The 24,482-nt window shown below is 72.4% G+C and carries 25 protein-coding genes and 3 pseudogenes; 19 read left to right on the top strand and 9 right to left on the bottom strand.

The genetic code is table 11. The features are described 5' to 3' along the window. The first annotated feature begins 9 nt into the window (after nt 1-9). Complete coding sequence (locus tag DBP14_RS11995) at nt 10-507, top strand: DUF1877 family protein (RefSeq protein WP_129307228.1); 498 nt, start codon at nt 10-12, stop codon at nt 505-507. Nucleotides 508-540: 33 nt separating this feature from the next. On the opposite strand, the gene DBP14_RS11990 is transcribed toward DBP14_RS11995, so the two are convergent. Further along, nucleotides 541-993: an ATP-binding protein gene (locus DBP14_RS11990; RefSeq protein ID WP_129307227.1), complete on the bottom strand. Its 453-nt coding sequence runs from the start codon at nt 991-993 to the stop codon at nt 541-543. A 91-nt stretch (nt 994-1,084) separates the two neighbouring features. Here DBP14_RS11990 and DBP14_RS11985 point away from each other — a divergent pair, with 91 nt between their 5' ends. The 4 genes from DBP14_RS11985 to DBP14_RS36820 all read left to right on the top strand — a co-directional run bounded on the left by DBP14_RS11985 (nt 1,085) and on the right by DBP14_RS36820 (nt 3,277). Then, on the top strand, nt 1,085-1,933 hold the full coding sequence (locus DBP14_RS11985) for a helix-turn-helix transcriptional regulator (RefSeq protein ID WP_129307226.1): 849 nt from the start codon (nt 1,085-1,087) through the stop codon (nt 1,931-1,933). After that, a complete protein-coding gene (locus DBP14_RS11980) occupies nt 1,893-2,162 on the top strand; it encodes a DUF397 domain-containing protein (protein WP_129307225.1) in 270 nt (89 codons plus the stop codon). The genes DBP14_RS11985 and DBP14_RS11980 overlap by 41 nt, the downstream gene beginning before the upstream one ends. Nucleotides 2,163-2,397: 235 nt before the next feature. Beyond that, nucleotides 2,398-2,859, top strand: a complete 462-nt coding sequence (locus DBP14_RS11975; protein WP_129307224.1) for a hypothetical protein — start codon at nt 2,398-2,400, stop codon at nt 2,857-2,859. Nucleotides 2,860-2,968: 109 nt separating this feature from the next. Next, nucleotides 2,969-3,277, top strand: a complete 309-nt coding sequence (locus DBP14_RS36820) for a hypothetical protein (RefSeq protein WP_241740876.1) — start codon at nt 2,969-2,971, stop codon at nt 3,275-3,277. Between the two features lie 411 nt (nt 3,278-3,688). On the opposite strand, the pseudogene DBP14_RS36815 reads toward DBP14_RS36820, so the two are convergent. From DBP14_RS36815 to DBP14_RS11950, 4 genes and pseudogenes are all read right to left on the bottom strand, one after another. After that, nucleotides 3,689-3,817 (bottom strand): annotated as a pseudogene (locus DBP14_RS36815) (XRE family transcriptional regulator); the annotation flags it as partial. 74 nt (nt 3,818-3,891) lie between these two features. Then, a complete protein-coding gene (locus DBP14_RS11960; RefSeq protein ID WP_129307222.1) occupies nt 3,892-4,683 on the bottom strand; it encodes an ABC transporter permease in 792 nt (263 codons plus the stop codon). Further along, complete coding sequence (locus DBP14_RS11955) at nt 4,680-5,636, bottom strand: ATP-binding cassette domain-containing protein (protein WP_129307221.1); 957 nt, start codon at nt 5,634-5,636, stop codon at nt 4,680-4,682. The genes DBP14_RS11960 and DBP14_RS11955 overlap by 4 nt, the downstream gene beginning before the upstream one ends. Nucleotides 5,637-5,673: 37 nt before the next feature. Beyond that, nucleotides 5,674-6,342: a DUF4097 family beta strand repeat-containing protein gene (locus DBP14_RS11950; protein WP_129307220.1), complete on the bottom strand. Its 669-nt coding sequence runs from the start codon at nt 6,340-6,342 to the stop codon at nt 5,674-5,676. A 184-nt stretch (nt 6,343-6,526) separates the two neighbouring features. On the opposite strand from DBP14_RS11950, the pseudogene DBP14_RS37425 reads away from it, so the two are divergent. The 8 genes and pseudogenes from DBP14_RS37425 to DBP14_RS11920 form a co-directional block, all read left to right on the top strand. Continuing rightward, nucleotides 6,527-6,652, top strand: a pseudogene (locus DBP14_RS37425) (hypothetical protein); the annotation flags it as partial. Nucleotides 6,653-6,655: 3 nt separating this feature from the next. Then, nucleotides 6,656-6,775: pseudogene (locus DBP14_RS36810) on the top strand (MarR family transcriptional regulator); the annotation flags it as partial. Nucleotides 6,776-6,877: 102 nt separating this feature from the next. Then, the gene (locus DBP14_RS36805) at nt 6,878-7,309 is read left to right on the top strand and encodes a MarR family transcriptional regulator (RefSeq protein WP_347239683.1); all 432 of its coding nucleotides are present in this window, start codon (nt 6,878-6,880) and stop codon (nt 7,307-7,309) included. 5 nt (nt 7,310-7,314) lie between these two features. Beyond that, nucleotides 7,315-8,556, top strand: coding sequence for a hypothetical protein (locus tag DBP14_RS11940; protein ID WP_129307219.1), 1,242 nt, complete (start codon nt 7,315-7,317; stop codon nt 8,554-8,556). 205 nt (nt 8,557-8,761) lie between these two features. Continuing rightward, nucleotides 8,762-9,382, top strand: a complete 621-nt coding sequence (locus tag DBP14_RS11935) for an RNA polymerase sigma factor (protein ID WP_164992310.1) — start codon at nt 8,762-8,764, stop codon at nt 9,380-9,382. A gap of 65 nt (nt 9,383-9,447) precedes the next feature. Then, nucleotides 9,448-10,263 (top strand): hypothetical protein, encoded by an 816-nt coding sequence (locus DBP14_RS11930; RefSeq protein WP_129307217.1) that lies wholly within the window; start codon nt 9,448-9,450, stop codon nt 10,261-10,263. Nucleotides 10,264-10,552: 289 nt separating this feature from the next. Next, nucleotides 10,553-11,215, top strand: coding sequence for an RNA polymerase sigma factor (locus DBP14_RS11925; RefSeq protein WP_129307216.1), 663 nt, complete (start codon nt 10,553-10,555; stop codon nt 11,213-11,215). Next, nucleotides 11,215-12,456, top strand: coding sequence for a hypothetical protein (locus DBP14_RS11920; protein ID WP_129307215.1), 1,242 nt, complete (start codon nt 11,215-11,217; stop codon nt 12,454-12,456). The genes DBP14_RS11925 and DBP14_RS11920 overlap by 1 nt, the downstream gene beginning before the upstream one ends. A 244-nt stretch (nt 12,457-12,700) precedes the next feature. Here the strand turns inward: DBP14_RS11920 and DBP14_RS11915 are convergent, their stop codons facing one another. Beyond that, nucleotides 12,701-13,585 (bottom strand): L,D-transpeptidase family protein, encoded by an 885-nt coding sequence (locus DBP14_RS11915; protein WP_129307214.1) that lies wholly within the window; start codon nt 13,583-13,585, stop codon nt 12,701-12,703. A 79-nt stretch (nt 13,586-13,664) separates the two neighbouring features. Between DBP14_RS11915 and DBP14_RS11910 the strand changes: the two genes are divergently transcribed. After that, nucleotides 13,665-15,245: a methylmalonyl-CoA mutase family protein gene (locus tag DBP14_RS11910; RefSeq protein ID WP_129307213.1), complete on the top strand. Its 1,581-nt coding sequence runs from the start codon at nt 13,665-13,667 to the stop codon at nt 15,243-15,245. A gap of 90 nt (nt 15,246-15,335) precedes the next feature. Further along, nucleotides 15,336-15,917 (top strand): Uma2 family endonuclease, encoded by a 582-nt coding sequence (locus DBP14_RS11905; protein WP_241740875.1) that lies wholly within the window; start codon nt 15,336-15,338, stop codon nt 15,915-15,917. On the opposite strand, the gene DBP14_RS11900 is transcribed toward DBP14_RS11905, so the two are convergent. Genes DBP14_RS11900 through DBP14_RS11890 form a run of 3 tightly spaced genes read right to left on the bottom strand, consistent with a single transcriptional unit; the run spans nt 15,827 to nt 19,491 of the window. Further along, on the bottom strand, nt 15,827-17,098 hold the full coding sequence (locus DBP14_RS11900; protein ID WP_129307212.1) for an acyltransferase: 1,272 nt from the start codon (nt 17,096-17,098) through the stop codon (nt 15,827-15,829). The two genes, DBP14_RS11905 and DBP14_RS11900, sit on opposite strands and share 91 nt — an antisense overlap. A gap of 45 nt (nt 17,099-17,143) precedes the next feature. Continuing rightward, on the bottom strand, nt 17,144-18,478 hold the full coding sequence (locus DBP14_RS11895; protein WP_129307211.1) for a polysialyltransferase family glycosyltransferase: 1,335 nt from the start codon (nt 18,476-18,478) through the stop codon (nt 17,144-17,146). Continuing rightward, nucleotides 18,475-19,491, bottom strand: coding sequence for a glycosyltransferase family 2 protein (locus DBP14_RS11890; RefSeq protein ID WP_129307210.1), 1,017 nt, complete (start codon nt 19,489-19,491; stop codon nt 18,475-18,477). Before DBP14_RS11890 ends, DBP14_RS11895 begins: the two co-directional genes overlap by 4 nt. A 199-nt stretch (nt 19,492-19,690) precedes the next feature. Between DBP14_RS11890 and DBP14_RS11885 the strand changes: the two genes are divergently transcribed. Genes DBP14_RS11885 through DBP14_RS11870 form a run of 4 tightly spaced genes read left to right on the top strand, consistent with a single transcriptional unit; the run spans nt 19,691 to nt 24,421 of the window. After that, complete coding sequence (locus tag DBP14_RS11885; RefSeq protein WP_129307209.1) at nt 19,691-21,001, top strand: DUF6716 putative glycosyltransferase; 1,311 nt, start codon at nt 19,691-19,693, stop codon at nt 20,999-21,001. A 35-nt stretch (nt 21,002-21,036) separates the two neighbouring features. Then, nucleotides 21,037-22,311: an N-acylneuraminate cytidylyltransferase gene (locus DBP14_RS11880; RefSeq protein ID WP_129307208.1), complete on the top strand. Its 1,275-nt coding sequence runs from the start codon at nt 21,037-21,039 to the stop codon at nt 22,309-22,311. 14 nt (nt 22,312-22,325) lie between these two features. Continuing rightward, on the top strand, nt 22,326-23,264 hold the full coding sequence (locus DBP14_RS11875; RefSeq protein ID WP_129307207.1) for an N-acetylneuraminate synthase family protein: 939 nt from the start codon (nt 22,326-22,328) through the stop codon (nt 23,262-23,264). Nucleotides 23,265-23,299: 35 nt separating this feature from the next. After that, on the top strand, nt 23,300-24,421 hold the full coding sequence (locus tag DBP14_RS11870) for a hypothetical protein (protein WP_129307206.1): 1,122 nt from the start codon (nt 23,300-23,302) through the stop codon (nt 24,419-24,421). The last annotated feature ends 61 nt before the right edge of the window (nt 24,422-24,482 follow it).

Genomic DNA, 24,482 nt, shown 5'->3' with positions numbered 1-24,482 from the left:
CTCGTCGCGGTGAGCATCCACCTGCACCTTCGCACCGTCGCGGAGTCCGAGTTCCGGGACGACCACACCTGGCTTGCGGCCTTCATGTCCGAGGCTTGGGACAACCACCCCGACGAGTACGCGGCAGGTATCGCCGACTCGATCGAGAAGGTCTTCAGCTCCGTCAATGACCTCTATGCCGCAGCCGAGGTTCTAGAGGCAGATGTCGACAAGCCCTGGACGCTGCCGATTTACGGCGGCCGCCCCGTGGCACACAGCGCCGACGCCGACCCCTCCAACCCTCCCCTGATGATTCTGGAGCCGCCTGGGGTGTCGCAGGCCGCGGCCTTCCTCGCGGCTGTCTCTTTCGATGAGCTTTGGAACATCGCCGGTGCCAAGCTCAGCGGCTGGGCCGGGGAAGAGGCGGCGGTCAGGCAGGAGTTCCTGGACATTCACCAGGACCTCCAGGGGTTCTATCGACGCGCGGCTTCAGCAGGCCATGCCGTGGTCAAAGCGGTGTGGGCTTGAGACTCGTGTCGGAGGATGCCCTGGTGAATGAGTTTACTCAGTGGGTGCTCTCACGGGGCTCAAAGAACCAGCCTTGACCACGCATTCGAACCAGACGGTCTTGCCGTCTCCGGCCGGGTGCGGTGCCACGCCCCATCGGTCGGTGACCGCCTCGACGAGCAGCAGGCCTCGTCCACCGTCCGACAGAAGGTCCCCGTCGCCAGGGAGGGGGAGTCGCGGGCAGCGGTCGGAGACCTCCACGCGCACCGCGCCGGGCAGGAACAGGAAGCAGACGCGGCAGCGCCGGCCGGGAACGTGCCGGACGACGTTGGTCAGCAGCTCGGCCAGCGCGAGTTCGGCCCGGTCTGCCAGCTCCTCCAGGTCCCAGTGCCGCAGGTACAGCCCCAGGATGCGCCGCAGGTGCCGGACCGAGTGCCCGCCGAGCGCGAACTCGGCGCGGTAGCGCGAGCGAACATCCCCCGTCAGTGGGCCAGTTACGTGATTCATGCCCACACAGTGCGACGCGGTGCATACGCTCGGCTACGCAACGAAACGAACGCCGTCAGGCGTTGCAGGCTGGAAGGCCGGAGGTGCCACCGTGGCCAACGTCCATAACCTCGACCCCACCGCTTCCCCCCTCGACTACTACGGCTACGAGCTGCGCCGCCACCGGGAGGCCCACGGCCTGAAACAGGGCCAGCTCGGTGAGATCATCTTCTGCACGGGCTCCCTGATCGGCCAGATCGAGACCACGAAGAAGGTCCCCACCCGCGACTTCTCCGAGCGTGTCGACGCCGCCCTCGGCACGGACGGCCTCTTCACCCGCCTCGTCGGCCTGGTCCTGCGCAGCCAACTCCCCACCTGGTTCCAGCCGTACGCGGAGATGGAGGCCAAGGCCACGTACATCTCCACCTACCAGGCCCAGCTGGTGTACGGGCTGCTGCAGACGGAGGAGTATGCGCGGGCAGTGCTCGCCACCGGCATCCCGGACGACCTGGACAGCCTCGTGGCGGCCCGCATGGAGCGCCAGCGGATCCTGGAGCGCGAACAGCCGCCGCTGGCCTGGGCAGTGCTGGACGAGGCCGTGCTGCTCCGGCCGATCGGCGGCCGGGAGGTCATGCGCCGCCAACTCGCCCGCCTGTTGGAGTTCACCGGCCACCGGTGGATGAACATCCAGGTGCTGCCGAACGCGGCCGGCGAACACACCAGCCTGGATGGTTCGTTCAACGCGCTGCGCTTCGACGACGACCCGGACATCATCTACACCGAGGACCTGATCTCCGGCCATATGACGGCCAACCCCGAGACGGTCAGGGACGCCGCACTCCGTTACGCTCGGCTCCAGGCCGCGGCCCTCTCCGTGGAGGAGTCGGCGGCGCTGATCGCCCGCGTGATGGAGGAACGCTATGGAGACCGCTCCCAGCCCGAGCAACGCACAGTGGCGTAAGTCCAGCTACAGCGGCAGCACCGGTGGCGACTGCGTCGAGTGCACCGTCACCGGCGGTGCGGCCTGGCGCACGTCCTCGTACAGCGGCAGCAATGGTGGTGACTGCGTCCAGGTCGCCGACGGCTGCCCGGCCGGTGCCGTCCCGGTGCGTGACAGCAAGAACCCGTCCGGTCCCGTGGTGACCGTCGGGGCGCCGGCCTGGCAGGCGTTCGTCGACGGCCTGCGGTAGACCGCGACTGGGCTCGGCCGATCAGTCGGCCGCCTCCCCGGCCGTTACGGTCAAGGGCTGCTGCGTTCTCCACGCGCGGACGCGTGAGTGCCCTGAAGGTTGTACGTCCGCTGTGATGTGCCTGTATGGCGATCGCCACACCCCTACCCCGTGATGAACCCGGCTTTGCTTCCGCTTGGTGAAGCGGGGGAAGGGATTCCGCCTTCCCTCTCCGCCGAGGGAAGGAAACGGGGTCATGGGGAAAGTGGGTACGTGGGTGCCGTGTGCGGCCGGCATGTCGTCGTACGCCGCCGATTTCGTCGCGCGCGTCACCGCCCGCAACCGGCTGCCGCTGGACTACTCCGAGCGGAGCCTGCGGGTCGTGGACTTCCTGGTGGACGGGTTGCGCAAGGGCGGGGCGGACCGGGAGCGGGCGCGGGAGACGCTGTTCGGGCTCGGGTCGTACGTCGGTGAGGTGCTGGTGCGCCGGGCGGGCGCGGTGTGGCTGGAGTTCGACGCCGACCAGCGAGCCTACTTCGGGCAGCCCGTCGGGGTCCGGATGCCGGACGGCCGGGTGTGGAACCCCCTCGGCAAGGTCCTCAACCGCTTCGCCGCGGGCACACCGGAGGAGTCACTGCAGACCTTCTGGCTTCTGCTCCACGGCCGGGCGCGGAGGACACGGAGAGGGGATCGCCATGCCCGGGACTCGGCCGGGTGACGGCACCTGTCACTCCGACGGCCGAGAGCGACACGTCGGTCGATTGGGACCGGACGCGTGAGTCGTGGGGGCAAGGAGTTTCCCACTGTGGGAACGTCAGATCCAGTTTGTGACGGTCGCCCTCCTGCCACCACCACATCTGTCCCTCGGGGTGACGGCAGTCGAGCAGCGCCCACCTCGCGCAGCCGAAGTCGCAGAAGAAGACGACGCCGGGCGGCGGGTCAGCTGGGTACTGGGCGAGTTCGGCCTCGTCCATGTCCGGCGGGGGACCGGGCATCCGCCACCCGTCGTCGTCCAGGGGCGAGAAGCCGGAGAACGGGCCTACGCCGCCGTCGGCGATCTCCAGGTAGATCCGGCGGACCAGTGGTGGCAGCCGGAAGCCGATAGCGCGTTCCACCGCCTCGACCATGTCGCGTGACGCCGGTGCGGGTGTCGGCAGCGTCGAGTCGTGGTCGGTGGCCTTCCCGCCCGCACGCGAGCGCGGACAGCCTCGAACAGATCGTCGTCGGTCACTGTGCGATCCTCCTCCGCTCGTCAAGCGGCGGCGCTTTCACTGGTGGTGCGTGCGATCGAACCCACCCTGTTGCCCTCGGGTTCCCCGCTCTCGGCATGCCATCGACGCACCGTTCCGTCCTCGCCGCCGGTGGCCAGCAGCGGTGTGCCATCCCGGCAGCACAAGGCTGGTGCGGGTCATGATGTAGCCGTTGTGGCACTCCCACGGCGTACCCTCCGGCTCGCCCCTCCTCGCGTCCCAGCGATACAGGCATCCGTCGATCCCTGCGCCCGCGAACACGGCCCGATCGCCTTTCGCACGCGTTGTCGCCACCGGGTCCCAGCCGACCGCCTTCGTCAAGCCGCGCATCCTCACGCCCCGTTCGAGGCGGAGCAGGCGGAGTTCCTCCGCGAACCGCCGGCGAGGCTCCTGGCTGCGTCCTGTGATCACCCGTCTCGGCGGCATCCTGCTCCTCCGTGAACGTATCGGTAACGGGCAGTCTACGCAGCGTAGTTCTCCTTGTGGGCGGTTCGCGGTGGTTACTCCGGGTCCTTGTCGAACCTCGCCGTCGACCAGACGTAGCCCAGGACCGTCAGGGCCAGGCACCAGGCGAGGGCGAGCCAGCCGTTGTGGCCGATCGGGGTGCCGAGGAGGAGGCCGCGGAGGGTCTCGATGGCCGGGGTGAAGGGCTGGTACTCGGCGACGGGCCGGAACCAGCCGGGGAGTGCGTGCAGGGGGACGAAGGCGCTGGACAGGAGCGGCAGCAGGATCAGGGGCATCGCGTTGTTGCCGGCGGCCTCGGCGTTGGGGCTGACCAGGCCCATGCCGACGGCGATCCAGGTGAGCGCCGTCGCGAACAGGACGAGCAGGCCGAAGGCCGCCAGCCACTCCAGGGCGGTGGCGCCGTGGGAGCGGAAGCCGATGGCCACGGCGACGGCGCCGACCAGGACCACGCTCGCGACCGACTGCAGCACGCTGCCGATGACATGACCGACGATCACGGAGCCCCGGTGGATCGCCATCGTGCGGAAGCGGGCGATGATGCCCTCGGTCATGTCGTTGGACACGGAGACCGCGGTGCCGATCACCGTGCTGCCGATGGTCATCAGCAGCAGGCCGGGCACGATGTAGGCGGTGTAGGCGGAGCGGTCCGGGTGACCGCCGCCGATGCCCGCGCTCATGGTGTCGCCGAAGACGTAGACGAACAGCAGCAACAGCATGATCGGCGTGAGCAGCAGGTTCAGGGTGAGGGACGGGTAGCGCCGGGCGTGCAGGAGGTTGCGGCGCAGCATGGTCGTCGAGTCGCGTACGGCGAGGGAGAGGGCGCTCATCGGACGGTCTCCTTGGGTTGGGGCGGCACGGTGGCGGTGCTGGTCAGGGCGAAGAACACGTCGTCCAGGTCCGGGGTGTGCACGGTGAGTTCGGCGGCCTCGACGCCGGCCGAGTCGAGCGAGTCGAGGACCGCGCGCAGATCGCGCTGGCTGCCGTCGCTGGGGACCCGGAGGGTCAGGGACGTGTCGTCCGGGGAGGCCGAGCGGAGCGCGGTGGCGGCGCCGCGGTACGCCGCCGGGTCGGTGAAGCGGAGGCGCACGTGTCCGCCGGGGACCAGCCGCTTCAGTTCCTCGGCGCTGCCCTCGGCGGCGATCCGGCCGTCGTGCAACACCGCGATGCGGTCGGCGAGTTCGTCGGCCTCCTCCAGGTACTGGGTGGTGAGGAAGACGGTGACGCCGCCGGTGACCAGCTCGCGGATGATCTGCCACATGGTGTGCCGGGAGCGCGGGTCGAGGCCGGTGGTCGGCTCGTCGAGGAAGATGACGCGCGGGCTGCCGACCAGCGTCATGGCGATGTCGAGGCGGCGCTTCATGCCGCCGGAGTAGGTGGAGGCGGGCTTCCGCGCCGCGTCCACCAGGTCGAACCGTTCCAGCAGTTCGGCGGCGACCCGCCGGCCCTCCCGCCGGGAGAGGTGGTGCAGGTCCGCCATGAGGAGCATGTTCTCCTCGCCGGTGATCAGGCCGTCGACGGCGGAGAACTGCCCGGTGACGCCGATCGCGGCGCGGACCGCCCGGGGGTCGGCGGCCAGGTCGTGGCCGCCGACGCGGATCACCCCCGCGTCGGCGCCGATGAGGGTGGAGAGGATCTTGACGACGGTCGTCTTGCCGGCGCCGTTCGGGCCGAGCAGGGAGAAGATCGTGCCTTCCGGGACGGTCAGGTCGATGCCGTCGAGCACGACCTTGTCGCCGTAGGACTTGCGCAGCCCGCGGGCCGCGATGGCCGGGTCGGTCATGGGAGTTGCCCCTTGGTTCCGGTGTGGTGGAGGTGGGTCACAGGCTTCGGGCGGTGATGTCGCCGTGCGACGTGGTGGCGCGGATGTCGAGTGCGGCGGTGCCGTCGCTCTTGAGGGCGTTGCTGACACGGCCGTAGGAGGTGCCGGCGTCCAGGGACGCGGAGACCCCGTGGGCGGCGGTGACCGAGATGTCGCCGGACTGGGTGGTCAGGACGACCGTGCCGGCCCCGGCCTCGGCGACGCTGATGTCGCCCCGTGCGGTGCTGATCTCCGCCGAGCCGGCCAGCCGGCCGACCTCGACGTCGCCGTCGACGGCGGTGAGGCGGAGGCTCGCGGCCTCGTCGACCTTGATGTGCCGGTAGGCGCCGTCGAAGGTGACGTCGCCGAGCCGGCCCACACCGCGCAGTTCGGCGGCGGCCGCGCTGCCCTCGACGTGGGAGCCGGCGGGCAACTGGACGGTGACCTCGACGGATCCGGAGGGACCGAACAGCTGGTTCTTCTTCGCCTCCGGAGCGGTGATCCGCAGGACGCCGTCCTCGAAGGTGACCGCGATCTCCTCGGCCGCCTTCACGTCCCGGCCCTTCGAGGCGTTCGCGGGGAGTACCTCGACCGTGGTGTCGGCGCGGTCGGCGGCGATGAGCTGGACGCGGCCGGCGTCGAGGGAGAGGACGACGGAGACGGGGGCGGGGGTGTCGAACTTCGGCATGGTGTTCTCCTGATGGTCCGTCGTGCTGCTCGGTGTTTCCGACATTGGAAACGCTACGTTGCGTTCATGGTCTCGGCAACAGGCTTGTTGCATGCGATGTGGATAACTGCAGCTCAAAGCCTGCTATTTGTTGCAATGGCGCTGACGGCTAACGCAACGTCAGGATTGGGGTCGTTGCAATGGAATGGATGTGAACGCTATGGTCGAGGCCTCGCACACCACGAAGGAGGCCGTGATGCCGGGCGGCAGACTCACCCAGCAGGAACGCCGGCAGATCGCGCTGGGACTGGCAGACGGCCTCGCCTACGCCGAGATCGCCCGACGCCTGGACCGTCCGACCTCGACGGTCACCCGCGAGGTCATGCGCAACGGCGGCCCCACCGCCTACCGCGCCGACCTCGCCCACCGCGCCACCGGGCAGCGCGCCCACCGCCGCAGGCAGGCCGCGCCCCGGAGCACGGAGGCGGCCCCGCAGGCCCACGGCCGCGACCCCGAGGCCGTGCGCGCGTACGAGGAGACCCTCACCACCGTCTTCATGCAGTCGGGGACGCCCCAGATGATGGCCCGGGTGATGGCCGCGCTCACCATCAGCGACACGGGCAGCCTCACCGCGTCCGAACTCGTCCAGCGCCTTCAGGTCAGCCCGGCGTCCGTGTCCAAGGCCATCGCGTTCCTGGAGGGCCAGGACCTCGTCCGCCGGGAGCGCGACGAACGCCGCCGCGAGCGGTACGTCGTCGACAGCGAGGTCATGTACCAGGCGATGATGGCCAGTGCCCGCTCCACCGCCCTGGTCGCCGAGACCGCGCGGCAGGGCGTCGGCATCCTCGGCCCCGGCACCCCGGCCGGCGCCCGCCTGGAAAACACCGCCCGCTTCCTGGACTTCGTGTCCGAGAGCATCGCCCGCGCGGCGAACCAGGCCCGCGAGATCCTGACGTCCGACGGCACCGCTCAACTCCCGGACCACTGATGGGCGTGCGGACGCTCGTGAATGCCCTGGTGCTCGTGTCGGTGGCGGCGGCGCTCGCGCTCGCCCCACGGCTCGCGGCCGCCCGGCCCCCCGATGCCGACGGCCCGGAGGACAGCCCCCGCCGGACGCTGACCCCCCTCCCGCCACTGGCCGTGGTCACCGCCCTGATCTACGTCAACCAAGTGCTGTTCACCGTGTACGTGCTGCGCGTGCACGACGGTGACCCGTCCTTCATCGCGCGCTATCTGCCCGGCGGCTGGTTCGAGTTGGCGACGCGCGACCCCGTGCTGCGCTCGCTCGCACGGGACTTCCCCGCCCCGTGGACACTCGCCCCGACCGTCCTCCGCGTCCAGGCCTTCCTCGAACTCCCCTTCGTCCTGCTGGCGTTCACGACCGTCGTGCGCTGGCTGGACGCCGGCCTGTACCGGCGGCTCGCTCGCTCCCCGCTGCTACCGCTGGCGTCGGCGTCGTACACGGCCGTGTTCTGCCTGGTCGAATGGGACCTGCGCAACCCGTACACGGTCGACGACCTGGCCGTCCGTACCGTCTCCGCTGTCCTCACACCCCTGTTCCTCGCGCGCCTGGCGGCCCGGGACCGCGGCAGGGGCCGTACCCCCGCCTCCGTACCGGGGCTGCTGACGTTCCTCGTGTCCCTCGGCGCGCTGGGCGTCCTCGTCCTGGTCGTGTACGACACCGCGCTGCTCTACAGCCTGGGCCGGCTCGGTGAGCGCCTCCCGCTCGCGCTGGGCGCGGGGACGGTACTGGCCGCGGCCCGCCTGATCGCCGTACGCCTCGCCGAGCCCCGCCCGCGGCTCGCCGTCGGTTTCCTGCACCTGGCTCTGCGCCACTGGCTGACCCTGTTCCTTCTGCCGGCGCTCGCAGTGCGCTACGGCGTCCTGTTCGGCACCCCGCTGCTCGCCGCCGTCGCGGGGATCGTGCCGGCGACGGCGGCGGGCGCGTACGCCGTACGGGACACCTTGAAGGCCCCGGCCGGCCACCGCCGCGGACCTCTGCTGCGCACCCTCGCCGCCCGTCTCGCCTGCGCCGCCCTGGCCGGAACGGCGGCGGCGTACGCGGTCGTCCGCCTCACCCCGGCCACTTACTACGAGGCCACGCTCCTCCCGGCCGCGGCCGCCTTCTTGTCCGTCACGGTCGCGACCTGTGGCGCCCTCGACGGCATCCTCGACGGCGTCCTGGGCACGCGGACGCGCGAGCGCCCGAAAGGCCGTACGTCCCCGGCGGGCTGAAGGCGAGGCGCGGAGACGGCAGCGATCCGCGGGCGGAGGCAGAGGCGGACGCGTTCGCGGCCCGGCCGGGGCTGCTGAGCTGTGACACTTCTGTGCGGTCCGGCGCTGATCAAGCTGGGGGCGCGGGACACGGCTGAGGTGTTCCGCGTGCTGATTCGGTGCGCGTGCGGGCATGGCGCGCGTTCGGTGCGGACGAGGACGGTTCTTGGGCCAGGGAGGGCAGCCCCGTCGCGGGCAGGCGCGGGACGGGGAGCTGGGTGCCGCCGTCGCGCGGGCCCAGGACGGCGACGAGAGCGCCTTCGCCGTGGCCTACCGGATCGTGCAGCCGGGGCTCCTCGGCTACCTGAGCGGCCTGGTCGGGGACGACGCCGAGGACGTGGCCTCCGACGCCTGGCTGGAGATCGCCCGGGACCTAGGCCGGTTCCGCGGCGACGGGGCCGGCTTCCGGGGCTGGACCGCGACCATCGCCCGGCACCGGGCCCTGGACCATCTGCGCCGGCGCCGGGTACGGCCCACCCCGTCCACCCTCGAACAGGACGTACTCGACCTGCCCGCCCCGCACAGCACCCACGACCAGGCGCTGGAGTCGCTGTCCACCGAGCGCGCCCTGGCCCTGATCCGGGACCTGCCCCGGGACCAGGCCGAGGCGGTGCTGCTCCGGGTGGTCGTGGGCCTCGACGGCCCCGGTGCCGCCCGCGTCCTGGGCAAGCGGCCCGGCGCGGTGCGCACCGCCGCGCACCGCGGGCTCAAGCGCCTCGCCCGGCGGCTGGGCGTCGCCGAGGGTGTGACGGATGACGGTCCCCGGACGCTGGGGGAGTCGAGGTGAACGGCGACGGCCGTGGCGGCCGTATGGGTCCGCGAGCGACGGATCCACGAGGAAGCGGGAACGACATGGGTGAGCGACAGAGCGACGGCCTGCTGTCCGGCCGCCGGCACCTGCACCCAGCCGGCACCGGCCCGGCGGAAGCGGAGACCACCCCCTTGGAGGCACGGCTCGCCGCCCTGCTGCGTGCGGACGCCGGCCCGGCCGACCTCGACCCCGCCGCCGAGGAGCGGACCCTGGCCGCCTTCCGCGCGGCCCGGGACACCGGCACCCACCGGGCGCGTACCCGGCGCCGGGACGACTGGCGGCCCCGCGAGCCGCGCCGCCTGAGGCTCTGGGTGCGGGCCACGCTCTCCGTCCTCGTCGCCGGCCTCGCCCTGGGCGGAGTCGCCGTCGCGGCCATCGGCTCGGGCGGACCGGGCGCGTCCCACGCCGGTGGCGACGGCGCCCGGCAGCGCTCCCGCCCGTCGGCCGGGACCACCCGACAGCCGGACGCCCAGCGTGCCGACGGCGAATCCCGCCCCGACACGCCGTCCCCGACCGGAGCCGCCCCCGCACGTCCCGGGCACCCCGTCACCGCCCAGGACACCGCGGCGCACTGCCGCGCCTACCGGCAGGGCCGGGTCACGCGCCACGGCAAGGCCCTGGACGCCACGGCCTGGCAGCGCCTCGTCACCGCCGCGGGCGGCACGAACAAGGTCGCCGCCTACTGCACCGCCCAACTCGCCGCCGACGACACCGCGGCCCGGGACTCCGGCAGGAACGACACGGGCGTTAAGCCGAGCAGCGGCACCAAGGGCAGCGGCAGCGCCCACAGTGCGGCAGGCGGTACGGGAGGCGGAGGCAAGGCCGTCGAGCCGGGGCAGGGCGACGCCGGGAAGTGACGGCCGTAACGGCGCGGTCGATCGCCCGCCGCCCGCGCGGTCGGACACCGCTCGCCATGGCAACGACCGGGGCCGCCACCCCCCACAGGAGAGGCCCCGGTCGTCGCGCGGCACGGGCCGCGCGGCGGCCCGTACTTCCTTCAGCGCCGTGAGTGCTGTTTCTGTCACACCCAGTCCGCAACCGAACGCGTCACGAGTTAGTTGCATCTTCTACAGACATGGACGAAGAGAGGTTTCACGCCGTAACGTGCCTTTCGCGCCGACCAGAAGACAGGCGTTAGGGAGTCAGGTGCTGGGGGACGACGCGGAGCTGACCGCCGCGGTGCGATCGGCACAGGACGGTGACGAGACCGCGTTCCGGACTGTGTACCGTGCGGTGCACCCACGGCTGCTCGGGTACGTACGGACACTCGTCGGCGATCACGACGCCGAGGACGTGGCGTCCGAGGCGTGGCTGCAGATAGCCAGGGACCTCGACCGGTTCAGCGGCGACGCCGACCGGTTCCGCGGCTGGGCCGCCCGGATAGCCCGCAACCGTGCGCTGGACCACATCCGGATGCGCGGCCGCCGCCCCGCCATCGGCGGCGACGAGACCGAGCTGACCGGCCGGGCCGCCGATTCCGACACCGCCGGTGAGGCCCTGGAGGCCCTGACCACCGGCCACACCCTCTCCCTCATCGCACGCCTCCCGCAGGACCAGGCCGAAGCGGTCGTCCTGCGCGTGGTCGTCGGCCTCGACGCCAAGACCGCCGCCGAGACCCTCGGCAAGCGCGCCGGCGCCGTACGCACCGCCGCGCACCGCGGTCTGAAACGGCTGGCCGAGCTGCTCGGCGACGATCCGGAATCCGCGGGCGCCCTCGACGCGCTCCCCCCGCAGCGAGAACCGCGCGGTGGCGCGGTGACGTCCGCCACTGTGACGCATACGCGCGCGCGGACGCAGAAGGACATGTGATGGCCGACGAGCAGGACAAGTGGCTCAACCGTGAGACGGCGGAAGGTCTGCTGAGCGGTGAGTCGCTGGAAGCCGTCGACGCCTCTGCCCCTGACCAGGTAAAACGGCTCGCCGAGGCGCTCGGCGCGCTCTCCGTCGGGGCCGCTCCGGCGACCGCCGAACTCCCCGGTGAGCAGGGTGCGCTGGCCGCGTTCCGCAAGGCCCGGGAGGCCGCCGACGCCGAGCGGACCGCAGCCGGGGCCGGCGTGGACGGCGCCGGCCGCCGCTTCGGCCTGCCCGCGCGCGGGGCCGACGCCGGCCTGGTCCGCATCGGCTCCCCGGCCCGTAGCGGAATCCCGGGCCGGGCCGGAACCCGGGCCCGCGGCGGACGCCCCGGCTGGGCCCGGCCGGCACGGCTGGCCCTCGCCGCCGCACTCGCCGTCGGCACGCTCGGCGGCGTCGCGATGGCCGCCCAGACCGGCGTGCTGCCGACCCCCTTCCACGACAAGCCCCACCCCGCCGCCTCCGTCACCTCCGGACCGACCCCGGACCACCCCCTCACCTCGCCCTTCCCGCAGGACACGTCCGGCACGGGAACGTCCGGCGGCGGTCCGACCGCCGGCCCCGGTTCGGACGGTTCGGACGGTTCCGACGAGGCCGGCGGACCGGACGGCGGCAAGAGCGGAGCGCCCGGCGCCCATCACCCCGCCACGTCCGACGGCACCTGGTGGAGCGGCATCGCCAAGACGTGCCGGGATGTCCGGGACGGCAAGGACCCGGGCGCCGACCGCCGGCGTGTCCTGGAGGGCCAGGCGGGCGGCTCCTCGCGCGTGAACCAGTACTGCAGGACCCTCCTGTCCGGCCTCTCCGACAGCTCCGCCGGCTCCAAGGGCACCGGTGGCGCCGGCGACTCCGGTGACTCGGGTGGTTCCGGCAAGGACAAGGGGCACGGCGGCGGCAAGGGCGGCGACGACGCCGGCCAGGGCGGTGACGACGAGGGTCACTCAGGCGGGGGGCGCGGTCATTCGGGCCATGGCCACTCGGGTGGCGGACATTCCGGTGGTGGCCACTCCAAGGGCGGTCATTCGGACGGCGGCCACCTCGGCGGCGGTCACTCGGCCGGCGGTCACGTCAGTGGCGGCCACGGTGCCGGTGGCGGTCACGGTCGTACCGGCGTCGCCGCATCCGCCCCGGCCCCGGCCCCGTCCAAGCCTGGTCCCGGTCCTGGTCCCGGTCCCGCGCCCGCGCCGCGCGCGCACTGACCCACCCGCACCCACTCTGACCTGCGGTTTCGTAACTCGCGAAAATTTCTCCGCGCAGGGTGTGACGTTTCTGGAGCCGGCGACGCAGTACTGAGTGAGCCGACTGGTCATCGGCCGTCGCACTGAGCCGGGGTTCCCCCCGTACCTACGGCTCGTGCACCTGGCGCGGGCGGGACACGTTCCCCCGGTCCCGCCCGCGCCCCAAAGTCACCAGCCTTCGCCCCCCCCCGGCGCTTGCCCCGCGTCACCAGTAGACGACGACCTTGTCGCCCGTCCGCACCCGCGCGAACAGTGCCGCGATCGCCGCCTCGTCCCGCACGTTGACGCACCCGTGCGAACCGCCCGCGTACCCCCGCGCCGCGAAGTCGTACGAGTAGTGCACCGCTTGTCCGCCGCTGAAGAACATCGCGTACGGCATCGGGGAGTCGTACAGGGTCGACACGTGGTGCCGGGACTTCCAGTAGACGTGGAAGACGCCCTCGCGGGTGGGGGAGTACCGGGTGCCGAAGCGCACGGACATCGTCGAGACGGTCCGGCCGTCGATCATCCAGCGCAGCGTCCGGCTGGTCTTGCTGACGCACAGGACCCGGCCGGTCAGACAGCGCGGGTCGGGCGCGGCGGCCGGCTGACCGCCCATCAGGTACAGCTCCCACTTCCCGGGCCGGTGCGTCATGGCGAGCAGCCGCTGCCAGGTGACGGTGTCCGTCCGGCCCGTCCTGGGCAGCCCGCGCTTGCCCTGGAAGCCCCGGACGGCCCGCTCGGTGAGATCGTCGTACGTCCCCGTCGGGCCGTCGGCCAGCCAGGCGACCTGGCGCAGCCGGGCCTGCAGTTCGCGTACGCCCGAGCCGCTGTCCCCGCGCGACCACAGGACCCGGGGCGCGGCGGCCGGCGTCGTGACCGGGGCCGTGGCCGGCGTCGCGGCCGAGGCCCCGCCCGTCCGGGCCGGGGCGGGAGCCGAACCGTCCGGTGCGGGAGCCGAACGGGACGGCAGCGTGATGTGCACCGGGGAGCGGTGCTTGCCGTCGGCGCCGGGAGGCTGCGCCGTGCAGCCGACGAGCACGGCGAGGGCGGCGAAGACGGCGAAGACGGCGAAGACGGTGCCCGCGGCGGCTACCCCCCTGATCCTCATGCCGGGATGCTTCCCCCGCGTGAGGGCCGCCGAACTACGGGGCATGGTGAGAGGTACGAATCATCCTGCGGAGGCATCCATGGCGCGTGAGTCGGAGTCGGGCCTGCCCATCGAGCCGGTCTACGGGCCGGGCGACCTGGAGGGCTGGGACCCCGGACCCAAGCTCGGCGACCCGGGGTCGTACCCCTACACCAGGGGCGTGTACCCGACCATGTACACCGGGCGCCCCTGGACGATGCGCCAGTACGCCGGCTTCGGCACGGCCGCCGAGTCCAACGCCCGCTACCGGCAGCTGATCGAGCACGGCACCACCGGTCTGTCCGTCGCCTTCGACCTGCCCACCCAGATGGGCCACGACTCCGACGCGCCCCTCGCGCACGGCGAGGTCGGCAAGGTGGGCGTGGCGATCGACTCCATCGAGGACATGCGGGTGCTGTTCGACGGCATCCCGCTGGACCAGGTCTCCACGTCGATGACGATCAACGCCCCGGCCGCCCTGCTGCTGCTCCTCTACCAGCTGGTGGCGGAGGAGCAGGGAGTACCGGCGGACCGGCTGACCGGCACGATCCAGAACGACGTGCTGAAGGAGTACATCGCGCGCGGGACGTACATCTTCCCGCCGAAGCCGTCGCTCAGGCTCATCGCCGACATCTTCAAGTACTGCCGGACGGAGATCCCGAAGTGGAACACGATCTCGATCTCCGGGTACCACATGGCCGAGGCCGGCGCCTCGCCCGCGCAGGAGATCGCGTTCACGCTCGCCGACGGCATCGAGTACGTGCGTACGGCGGTCGCGGCCGGCATGGACGTCGACGATTTCGCGCCCCGCCTGTCCTTCTTCTTCGTGGCCCGTACGACCCTCCTGGAGGAGGTCGCCAAGTTCCGCGCGGCCCGCAGGATCTGGGCGCGGGTGATGAAGGAGGAGTTCGGGGCCGAGAACCCCAAGTCGCTGATGCTGCGGTTCCACACCCAGACGGCGGGCGTGCAGCTGACCGCCCAGCAGCCGGAGGTCAACCTGGTCCGGGTCGCCGTACAGGCGCTCGGCGCGGTCCTCGGCGGCACCCAGTCGCTGCACACCAACTCCTTCGACGAGGCGATCGCGCTGCCCACGGACAAGAGCGCGCGCCTCGCCCTGCGCACCCAGCAGGTCCTCGCGTACGAGACGGACGTGCCCGCCACCGTCGACCCGTTCGCCGGCTCCTACGCGGTCGAGAAGCTGACCGACGACGTGGAGGCCGCCGCACTGGACCTGATGCGCCGGGTCGAGGACCTGGGCGGGGCGGAGGCGGCGATCGAACAGGGCTTCCAGAAGGGCGAGATCGAGCGCAACGCCTACCGCATCGCCCAGGAGACCGACTCGGGTGAGCGGGTGGTGGTCGGCGTCAACCGCTTCCAGCTGGACGAGGAGGAGCCGTACGAGCCGCTGCGCGTGGACCCCGCCATCGAGGCCCGGCAGGCGGAGCGGCTGCGCACCCTGCGCGCCGGCCGGGACCAGCCCGCGGTGGACGCCGCCCTGGACGCGCTGCGGAAGGCGGCGGAGGGCACGGACAACGTCCTGTACCCGATGAAGGAGGCCCTGCGGGCGCGGGCGACGGTGGGCGAGGTCTGCGACGCGCTGCGCGGGGTGTGGGGGGTGTACGTGCCGTCGGACGTGTTCTGAGCTGGGTGGTTAGTCCGTTCGGGTGATCATGGGCGGAAGCCGCCCACGTCCGGTTACGCTCGTGAAGGGTGTTTCCGAAAGGAGGGTGCCGTGGCTGTGATGCTGCACGAGTCGTCGCTTGCCGATGCTGCCGACCGGCTCTGGGAGGAGCTGCCCGGGCACCGGGTCGAGATCCTCAACGGGAGCATCGTTGTGACACCGCCGCCGGACGGGCCGCATCAAGTGACACTTTCTTCGTTGATCGTGGCGTGCCACGAGGCCGGGGACCGGCGGGCTGGGCTCAGAACCGTCGGGGGCATCGGGCTCTGGCTGCCTACAGGGCCGGACGACTATGCGGTGCCGGACCTGGCGATCGTGGAGGCGGACTTCCAGGATGCGCTGGTCGAGAAGATTTGCTACGCACCCCACGTGTTCCGACTCGTTCTGGAGGTGACGTCCTCCAACTGGACCAACGACACCGCCACCAAAGTCGACGTCTATGCGCGAGCCGGTATTCCCGTGTATCTCATCGTCGACCGCCGGCACGGCGAGGTCCTGCTCTACACAGACCCGGTCGACGGCAAGTACGCCGACCCCGTCCACTACAAGCGAGGCCAGTCCGTCCCCGTCCCCGAGTCCGTCGGCCTCACGCTCGCCCTGTCCGTCGACACCCTCCTCGACGGCGAGGACTGACGCGCACCCACGGTGGTGTTCAGCGCCCGGCGCAGCCGGGGTGTCAGCGGTTCCTCGACGAAGCGGTTCAGCAGCCGGGCCAGCAGCAGCATCGTGGTGAGCGTCGCGGCGAAGGTCACCGCCGACGGCAGGTGCAGGTCGTGGTGCAGGACGCGGATCACCACCCAGCCCAGGTGCTCGTGGACCAGGTAGAAGGGGTACGTCAGCGCCCCGGCCACGGTCAGCCAGCGCCAGTTCGCCCGGTCCAGCCACCCCAGCGCGATCGCCGTGACGGCCAGGAACCCGAAGGCGACGACCGCGATGATGCCGTACGACGTGCGGTGCGCGAAGGCGTGCGGGTCGGCGGCGTTCCACAGGTCGCGCACCGCGTAGTGCTGGCCGGTCAGGAAGCTCACGGCGACGATCCCCCACGCCAGGGCGTCCCGCCGGTCGCGATGGACGAGGTACAGCCCGATCCCGCCCACGAAGAACGGCGCGTACCGCGGCATCAGCACGATGTCGAGGAGGGGCTGACCGGCCCCCTGCGCGACGGCGGCCGCGAGGGTCCAGCAGACGCAGAACATCACCACCCTGCGCCGGGTGACGCCCGGCAGGACCACGAGCAGGGCGAACAGGGCGTAGAAACGGACCTCCGCCCACAGCGTCCAGTCGACACCGAGCACCCGGTCGACGCCCAGCGGCTGCTGGAGCAGGGTGAGGTTGACCAGGGCGTCGCTCGGGGACACCGTCGCGTACGCCACCGCGGGCAGCGCGAACACCGCCGTGACCAGGACGACCGCCACCCAGTAGGCGGGCATCAGCCGAGCCACGCGGGAGGCGAAGAAGGAGCGCAACGGGCGGCCCCAGCCGCTCATGCAGATGACGAACCCGCTGATCACGAAGAAGATCTCGACGCCGAGGCAGCCGTAGGCGAACGGCGTGTGCAGCGTGGGGAACTGCTGCCGGGGCGAGGTGCCCCAGGCTCGGGTGACGGGACCGCCGCGGCCGCCGTAGTGGTAGAGCGCCACCATGAGCGCGGCGATCAGCCGCAGCCCGTCCAGGGCGCGGAGTCTGCCGCCACCGGCGCGTGCCGTCGCCGGGGCGGGCGGGGCTTTCCCGGCCGCGGCCCCCTCGGCCCCGGCTCCCTCAGGTGCGGCTCCCGCGGGTGGCGGATTCGGTGTCGTCACGACCGTCTCGGTCACGGTGGTACCCCTCACGAAAAGGCTTGGTCTCGGGGAAAGTCCGGCTCAGCGCCGCACGGCCCGGTGCAACGCCCTGGCCCGCCGCGCGACGCGGCGCAGGGTGGGGTTGCGCGGGATGAAGCCCAGCGGTGCCGGGACCCCGCCGGGCAGGGCCAGTGACGTCAGCCGCCTGCGCTTGAAATAGCGCAGCGCCGAGTCGTCCGGGCGCGCGGACAGGAACGCCTCCGTCTCCGGGCGCAGCTCCGGAAGGATCTTCGGCTGCATCGCGAAGCCCACCGCGCGCACCAGCGCGCCCAGCGCCGCCACGTCCATGCCCTGCCGCTGCTCGGTGACCGCGGCCGGGTCCGCCAGATCGGGCAGCAGCGCGTCGACCACGGTGACCGGTATCCGGTTGCTGTTCTCGAACGGCGTCAGCCGCTCCAGCAGCAGGCCGGTGCCGGTCCGGGCGACGGGCAGGCCGTACAGCGCGCGGGCGGTGAACAGGGCGGTGGAGAAGCAGCCGACGACCAGGGCGGGACGCAGCCGCTGGTACAGCACCTCCGCGAGGACCGGGGTGGCCGGCACCGTCAGGTCCACCCCCAGCGTGTCCGCCTCGGCCTCCAGGGTGCGGGTGAAGCGTGCGGGTGCCGTGGGATGCGGTGCGAAGACGACCTTGTCGTGCCCGAGCCGGTGGGCGCCCCTCAGCATCCGCACGTGCAGGTCCTCCTCCTGCTCGGCGGTGAGGATGCCCAGCGCCGACAGGTACTGGCCGAGCAGCAGCGCGGGCTCCGCCACCTCGGGGACGCCCGCGCCGAGCGGCGCGAGTCCGGCCAGCACCTTGGTGAAGGCGGCCGACGGCACGACCTCGGCGGGCACGCCGAACTCGGTGAGCAGCAGCGGCTCCAGGCCCGGCACCAGGTCCAGGTGCAGGACGCGGTCCACCCGGGTGCCGACCAGCGGGTCGATCTTGTTGCGGGTGGGCCCGTAGCTCATCAGGCCGTCCGCGTAGACGGTGAGCGGGCAGCCGGTGAAGATCTGGGCGAGCGCGAGCGACGGGTTGACCTGGATCGACTCCACCGCCAGTTCGACGTCGTCGTCGCCGAGCCGCCACTCGTGGCGCAGATAGCGCTCCCAGAGCGGCAGGTCGTCCGCCCGGGGTGCCCAGCCGCCCGGGTGGAAGGGGAAGATCGCCTCGTTGTACGACAGCACGTCGTCGAAGCGCTCGCGCAGCAGCTCGAAGCCGGGCATCCGGTCCGGGCCGGGCGTGGTCTCAGGGGTGGCCGCGTTGTTGCAGAGCAGCAGGACGCGGCGGTCGGCGGGACCGAAGCAGCCGGAGTCGAGGGCGGCGGCGAGCGTGGCCGTGCCGTACAGCGTCGATGCCTGGAAGATCTGAGTGGTCACGCGGCGGCTCCCGAGGAAGCGGTGGGACCGGAGCCGGAGTTGGAGTTGTAGGCGGGGGCGGGGCGGCGGCGCAGCCGGCGCAGCCGCGTGGCCCGCTGCACGTCCATGGAGTCCAGCGCCTCGTCCAGCACGTCCTGCGGCATGTTCCGCAGCGCCGCGGCACTCAGGGACCTCAGCTGCCTCGCCACCGCCGGCTCGAACCTCTCGATGGACCCGAGGTGGTGGGAGATGATGGCGCAGTAGGTGCGCACGGCCTTCGGCAGCAGGACGTCCGCCCGCGGGTCCCCGGCCGTCTCCGCGATCACCTGGTCGAAGGCGCGGATGAAGTCGAGTTGGCGTACATCGCCGATCTGCGTGAGCGACGAGGCGACGCCACGCCGGTAGAACACCCCGAGCAGGCCGACCGCGGCGAAGGACTCAGCCTGGCGGTGCAGCCGCCAGATCCACGGCCGGTCCTCGGCCGTGCGCAGCCCGTCGGTGAAGTGCAGTAGCCCCCTGTCCACCAGCCGGCGGTGGTAGACGCCCGCCCAGGCGTAGGCGTAGTCCACGGACGTCGACCGGTCGGCCGGCAGGATCGCCGCGCGCGGGTCCGTCACCACGTTCCGCCGGCCGACCGGCACCCGGTGCACCGTGCGGGCGCGCGCGGTGCACTGCACGTGGTCGGTCCGCAGGAAGTCGCAGCCCAGTTCCTCGGCGGCGGCGACGAGCCGCGGGTAGTAGCCGGGGGTGAGCCAGTCGTCGCCGTCCAGGAAGGTCAGGAACTCGCCGCGCGCCCGGTCGATGCCCGTGTTGCGGGCCGTCGCCAGCCCGCCGTTGCGCTCGTGCCGGACGAGCACCGCGCCCGGCAGTTCGCGTTCCGCGCGCGCCAGGATCTCGGCCGTCCCGTCGCGGGAACAGTCGTCGACGAGAATGAATTCGAAATCCTCACGTGCGTTGGCACCAAGGCTCCTGAGGGTGTCGGGCGCGTATTGCCGCACGTTGTAGAACGGCACGATGACGGAGAGCTTGACCACGTGGGGGACGTTAGGACGGGGCCCCGTCATTCGCCCTGACGGCCGCCTTGACGTTGGGTGAATGACGCGTGGCGAACCTGTGAACCGGGCCTTTTCCGGCGGCCGTCGAGGCCCGATTCGCCATTCGGCGGCGTGCTGTTAACCGTTTGTTGCTTTCGGGTTGGGCGGAACAACGAAATGCCTTCCTAGCGTCTTCGGCGTGCCAGCAAGTGCAACGAAGGCCCTGCGGGTCGCCGTCCTCGCGGATTCCGACACCCGGTGGAAATGGGGCGCGCTCACCGCGCAGCGCGTCACCCCCTCCGGCGGCGGATTCCGGCTCGACGGCTACCTCCTGCGCGGCCGTGCCACCCCGACAGCCCGCCAGCTCACCGAAGTCGGCGTCCACGCGGACTCCCTCCGCGAGGTCACCGGCGCCGAGTTCCTGCGGGCGATGAGCGAGACGCCGTACGACGTCCTCGTCCTCGCGCTCGTCGGCGGCGGCGTCCAGGCGATGCTGCACGGCCTGCGGGCCGCCTGGGGTTCCGGGCGGCGGCCCGTCGTCGTCACCGGCTACGTCGGCGTCGTCTACGAGAAGCTCGCCGACGGGCTGCTGCTGCGGCACGGCGCCGACCTCGTCCTCGCCAACTCCCGCCAGGACGCCGAGCGTTTCCGGGCCGTGTACGAGGGGGTGGGCGCCGACGCGGGCGCGGTGACCGAGGTCGCGCTGCCGTTCCTCGGCGGACAGCCGTACGGCGGTGAACACGAGCCGTACACGGTGGTGTTCGCCGCCCAGCCCTCCGTACCGGACAGCCGCCGGGACCGTACCTACCTCCTCGACCGGCTCATCGGGCACGCCCGCCGGCACCCCGGGCGCGAGGTGCTGCTCAAACTGCGCTCCCGGCCCGGTGAACACACCACGCACATCGAGGAGTTGCCGTACCAGAAGCTGGTGCGGGGCCGGGAGCTGCCGGCCAACCTCCGGCTCGTGTACGGCCACATGGGCGAGGTGCTGGACCGGACCGACCTGCTGGTCACCGTCAGCTCCACGGCCGCCCTGGAGGCCCTGCACCGGCGCGTCCCGACCGCCGTGCTGACCGACCTCGGGGTGCGCGAGGCGCTCGGCAACCACCACTTCACCGGCTCCGGCTGCCTCGTCTCCTGGAACCAGCTCGACGCCGGACACCGCCCGCGGCCCGACCCCGGCTGGCTGGCCCGGCAGGGCGTCGCCGCCGACGGCCGCTACGACACGGCCTTCGACACCGCCCGCGCCCGCATCGCCGCCCTGCTCGGCAGCCCCGGCGGCCTGCCGCCCCTGACCCCCTACTACACCCCCGACACCGCGCCCGGCTATCTGCCCGGCATCCTCGCCCGCCACCACCTCGGCCCCGACGGCGCCCCGCTGCCCGGCGCCCCCGCCCCCGACCGGGCCCCCGGGCCGGTCCGCCAGGTCGTCCGCCGCGCCGCCCGCGGTGCCTACCGGCACGGTGTCCAGCGCGTGGCCCCCGTGATCCGGCGGATGGGCGAGCTGTGAACACCGCGAGCGCCTCACCCGAAGGAGTCCCAGCCATGTCATCGACACCCCCGGGGGTGCGCCGCGTCCTCGTCGTCATCCCCGCCCGCGGCGGCTCCAAGGGCGTGCCCGCCAAGAACCTCGCCCCCGTCGGCGGAGTGCCGCTCGTGGCGCGGGCGGTGCGCGAGTGCCGGGCCGCGCGGCTGGTCACCGACGTCGTCGTCTCCACCGACGACCAGGCCATCGCGGCCGCAGCCCGGCAGGCCGGCGCCGAGATCGTCACCCGGCCGGCCGCCCTCGCCGGCGACACCGCCACCTCCGAGACGGCCGTCCGGCACGCCATGGACGCCCACGAGGCGCTGCACGGCGCGGCCGTCGACGTCGTGCTGCTCGTGCAGTGCACCAGCCCGTTCCTGGTCCGCGAGGACGTCGACGCGGTCGCGGCGGCCGTCGTCGAGAACGGCGCCGACACCGCCGTCACCGTCGCCCCCTTCCACGGCTTCCTCTGGCGGGACGAGGAGGACCAGGAGGACGGCGGACACGGGGGACACGGGGGACACGGGGTCAACCACGACAAGGCCCACCGGCCCCGCCGCCAGGACCGCCCGCAGGACCTGCTGGAGACCGGCGCCGCCTACGCGATGGACGCGGCCGGCTTCCGTGCGCACGGCCACCGCTTCTTCGGCCGCACCGAACTCGTCCGCACCGACCCCGCCCGGGTCCTGGAGATCGACGACCCGCACGACCTGGCCCGCGCCCGCGCCCTCGCCCCGCTGTTCGACACGGTCCGGCCCGGCGCGCTGCCCACCCACGACGACATCGACGCCGTCGTCCTCGACTTCGACGGCACCCAGACCGACGACCGGGTGCTGATCGACTCCGACGGACGGGAGTTCGTCTCCGTGCACCGCGGCGACGGACTCGGCATCGCCGCGCTCCGCAGGAGCGGCCTGAGGCTACTGATCCTGTCCACAGAACAGAACCCGGTCGTCGCCGCCCGCGCCCGCAAGCTGGGGCTGCCCGTGCTGCACGGCGTCGACCGCAAGGACCTCGCGCTGAAGCGGTGGTGCGACGAACAGGGCATCGCGCCCGAGCGCGTGCTCTACGCCGGGAACGACGTCAACGACCTCCCCTGCCTCGCCCTCGTCGGCTGGCCCGTCGCGGTCGGCAGCGCCCACGACGCCGTACGCGGCGCCGCACGCGCCGTCACCACCGCACCCGGCGGCGCCGGCGCCGTCCGGGAGATCGCCGGCTGGCTCCTCGGCCCCACCCTCGACCTCTCCCTCTCTCCCGAACCCTCCCTCGAACCACTCCCCACCTCGGTCAAGTAAGGACACCCGGATTCATGAGCACCAACTCCCGTATCCGCACCCTCGGTTCGCGTGAGGCCGGCCCCGGCCGTCCCGTCTACGTCACCGGTGAGATCGGCATCAACCACAACGGCGACCTGGAGAACGCGTTCCGGCTGATCGACGCCGCCGCCGAGGCCGGCTGCGACGCCGTGAAGTTCCAGAAGCGCACGCCCGAGATCTGCACCCCGCGCGACCAGTGGGACATCGAACGCGACACCCCCTGGGGCCGGATGACCTACATCGACTACCGCCACCGTGTGGAGTTCGGCGAGGACGAGTACCGCGCCGTCGACGACTACTGCCGCACCAAGGGCATCGACTGGTTCGCCTCCCCGTGGGACACCGAGGCCGTCGCCTTCCTGGAGAAGTTCGACGTCCCCGCCCACAAGGTCGCCTCCGCGTCCCTCACCGACGACGAACTCCTGCGCGCCCTGCGGGCCACCGGCCGCACCGTCATCCTCTCCACCGGCATGTCCACCCCGCGCCAGATCCGGCACGCCGTCGAGGTCCTCGGCAGCGACAACATCCTGCTCTGCCACGCCACGTCGACGTACCCGGCGAAGGCCGACGAGCTGAACCTGCGGGTCATCAACACCCTCCAGGCCGAGTACCCGAACGTCCCGATCGGCTACTCCGGGCACGAGACCGGCCTGCAGACCACCCTGGCCGCCGTCGCCCTCGGCGCCGCCTTCGTCGAGCGGCACATCACGCTCGACCGCGCCATGTGGGGCTCCGACCAGGCCGCCTCCGTCGAACCGCAGGGCCTGACCCGCCTGGTCCGCGACATCCGCACCATCGAGGCCTCCCTCGGCGACGGCGTCAAGAAGGTCTACGACTCCGAGCGCGGCCCCATGAAGAAGCTGCGCCGCGTCACCGGCGTCGTCGCCGAGGCGGAGATCGCGGCGGCGGCGGGCGAACCGGTCGCGGTCTGACACCGGTCCACCGATCACGGGACGGTCCTACGACGATGAGACCCCGCGCCGGCCAGACCGGCCACCCCGGCGAGCCGGACGAACCCGGCCACACGCTCGCCTTCGTGGAGAGCCCGGTACAACTGCTGAACGTACTGGAGTGGGCGCACGTGCACGGCCAGGGCGACGCCGACGCCCGCACCCACGCCCCGGCCGGCGCGGATCTCACCGTCGTCGTCCTCGCCCCCACCGACCCCATGACCCGCGGCCAGCTGCGCCGCATGGCCGACCTGGCCCGGGACGAGGGGCACCGGGTGTGCTGGGAGGAGGCGCGGGGCGGCACCACCGCCCCCTTCCACACCATCGGCGGCCTGGCCGGCCGGCTGCGCCGCGCCGGCCGGGTCGTCATGGGTGACCCCTTCTCCCGCTACGTGCAACTGCTGCTGACCATCACCCGGGCCCGCGACCTGGTCGTCGTCGACGACGGCACCGCCACCATGGAGTTCGTCGCCCAACTCGCGCACGGCGAACGGCTGGTGCGCTGGCACCGCAAGGGCGGCCGCCCCGGCCCCCGCGACCTGCTGTTCGCCCCGGTCTCCGCGGCCGCCCGCCGCCGCCTCACCCCGGCCGGGGGCCGCCGGGTCGAGGTGTTCTCCTCGATGCCGGTGAACCGGGCCCCGGACGGTGTCACCCTCACCGCCAACGACTTCGCCTGGACCCGCGCCCGCTTCGGCCCACCTCGCATCACCAAGGGCGCGGACCTCGTGGGCACCTCACTGGTGGAGACCGGCGTGGTCGACGACGGCGCCTACCTGGACGCGGTCCGCACGCTCGCCCAAACCCACGGTGCCACCCGCTACTTCGCCCACCGCCGCGAGAGCACCGACAAACTGCACCGACTGGCCGGGCGGACGGGACTGGAGATCGTCCGCCCCGACCTGCCCCTCGAACTCATCGCCCGCCGCGGCCCCATCGGCCGTACCGTCCTCAGCTTCCCCTCCACCGTCGTCCACACCCTGCCCCTCGCCCTGACCGGCACCGGAGTCCGCGTCGCCGTCTGCGACATCGACCCCGCCTGGCTGACCCGGACCGCCTCACCCCGCGCCCACGGATTCCTGTCCTCAGTCACGGGGACGGCACGGGACGTGCACCGTTTGGCGACGGTCGCGCCCGCATAGCCGAGGACCGGGCCGAGCGGTGTCCGGTCACGCTAAGATCCGTGCGCCGCTGACCAGTTTG

Origin of the sequence: Streptomyces sp. L2 (genome assembly GCF_004124325.1) — a bacterium.
GTDB lineage: Bacteria > Actinomycetota > Actinomycetes > Streptomycetales > Streptomycetaceae > Streptomyces.
The sequence above is the reverse complement of the archived record's forward strand: the minus strand, read 5'-3'. Positions and strand labels throughout refer to the sequence as shown.

Excerpts from the sequence above, each read along its gene's own strand:
- DBP14_RS11960 (WP_129307222.1), bottom strand. The coding sequence starts at position 4,683 with ATGAGCGCCCTCTCCCTCGCCGTACGCGACTCGACGACCATGCTGCGC.
- DBP14_RS11910 (WP_129307213.1), top strand. The coding sequence starts at position 13,665 with ATGGCGCGTGAGTCGGAGTCGGGCCTGCCCATCGAGCCGGTCTACGGG.
- DBP14_RS11870 (WP_129307206.1), top strand. The coding sequence starts at position 23,300 with ATGAGACCCCGCGCCGGCCAGACCGGCCACCCCGGCGAGCCGGACGAA.
- DBP14_RS11975 (WP_129307224.1), top strand. The coding sequence starts at position 2,398 with ATGGGGAAAGTGGGTACGTGGGTGCCGTGTGCGGCCGGCATGTCGTCG.
- DBP14_RS11880 (WP_129307208.1), top strand. The coding sequence starts at position 21,037 with ATGTCATCGACACCCCCGGGGGTGCGCCGCGTCCTCGTCGTCATCCCC.
- DBP14_RS11950 (WP_129307220.1), bottom strand. The coding sequence starts at position 6,342 with ATGCCGAAGTTCGACACCCCCGCCCCCGTCTCCGTCGTCCTCTCCCTC.
- DBP14_RS11990 (WP_129307227.1), bottom strand. The coding sequence starts at position 993 with ATGAATCACGTAACTGGCCCACTGACGGGGGATGTTCGCTCGCGCTAC.
- DBP14_RS11875 (WP_129307207.1), top strand. The coding sequence starts at position 22,326 with ATGAGCACCAACTCCCGTATCCGCACCCTCGGTTCGCGTGAGGCCGGC.
- DBP14_RS36805 (WP_347239683.1), top strand. The coding sequence starts at position 6,878 with ATGCAGTCGGGGACGCCCCAGATGATGGCCCGGGTGATGGCCGCGCTC.
- DBP14_RS11955 (WP_129307221.1), bottom strand. The coding sequence starts at position 5,636 with ATGACCGACCCGGCCATCGCGGCCCGCGGGCTGCGCAAGTCCTACGGC.
- DBP14_RS11980 (WP_129307225.1), top strand. The coding sequence starts at position 1,893 with ATGGAGACCGCTCCCAGCCCGAGCAACGCACAGTGGCGTAAGTCCAGC.
- DBP14_RS11920 (WP_129307215.1), top strand. The coding sequence starts at position 11,215 with ATGGCCGACGAGCAGGACAAGTGGCTCAACCGTGAGACGGCGGAAGGT.
- DBP14_RS11915 (WP_129307214.1), bottom strand. The coding sequence starts at position 13,585 with ATGAGGATCAGGGGGGTAGCCGCCGCGGGCACCGTCTTCGCCGTCTTC.
- DBP14_RS11930 (WP_129307217.1), top strand. The coding sequence starts at position 9,448 with ATGGGTGAGCGACAGAGCGACGGCCTGCTGTCCGGCCGCCGGCACCTG.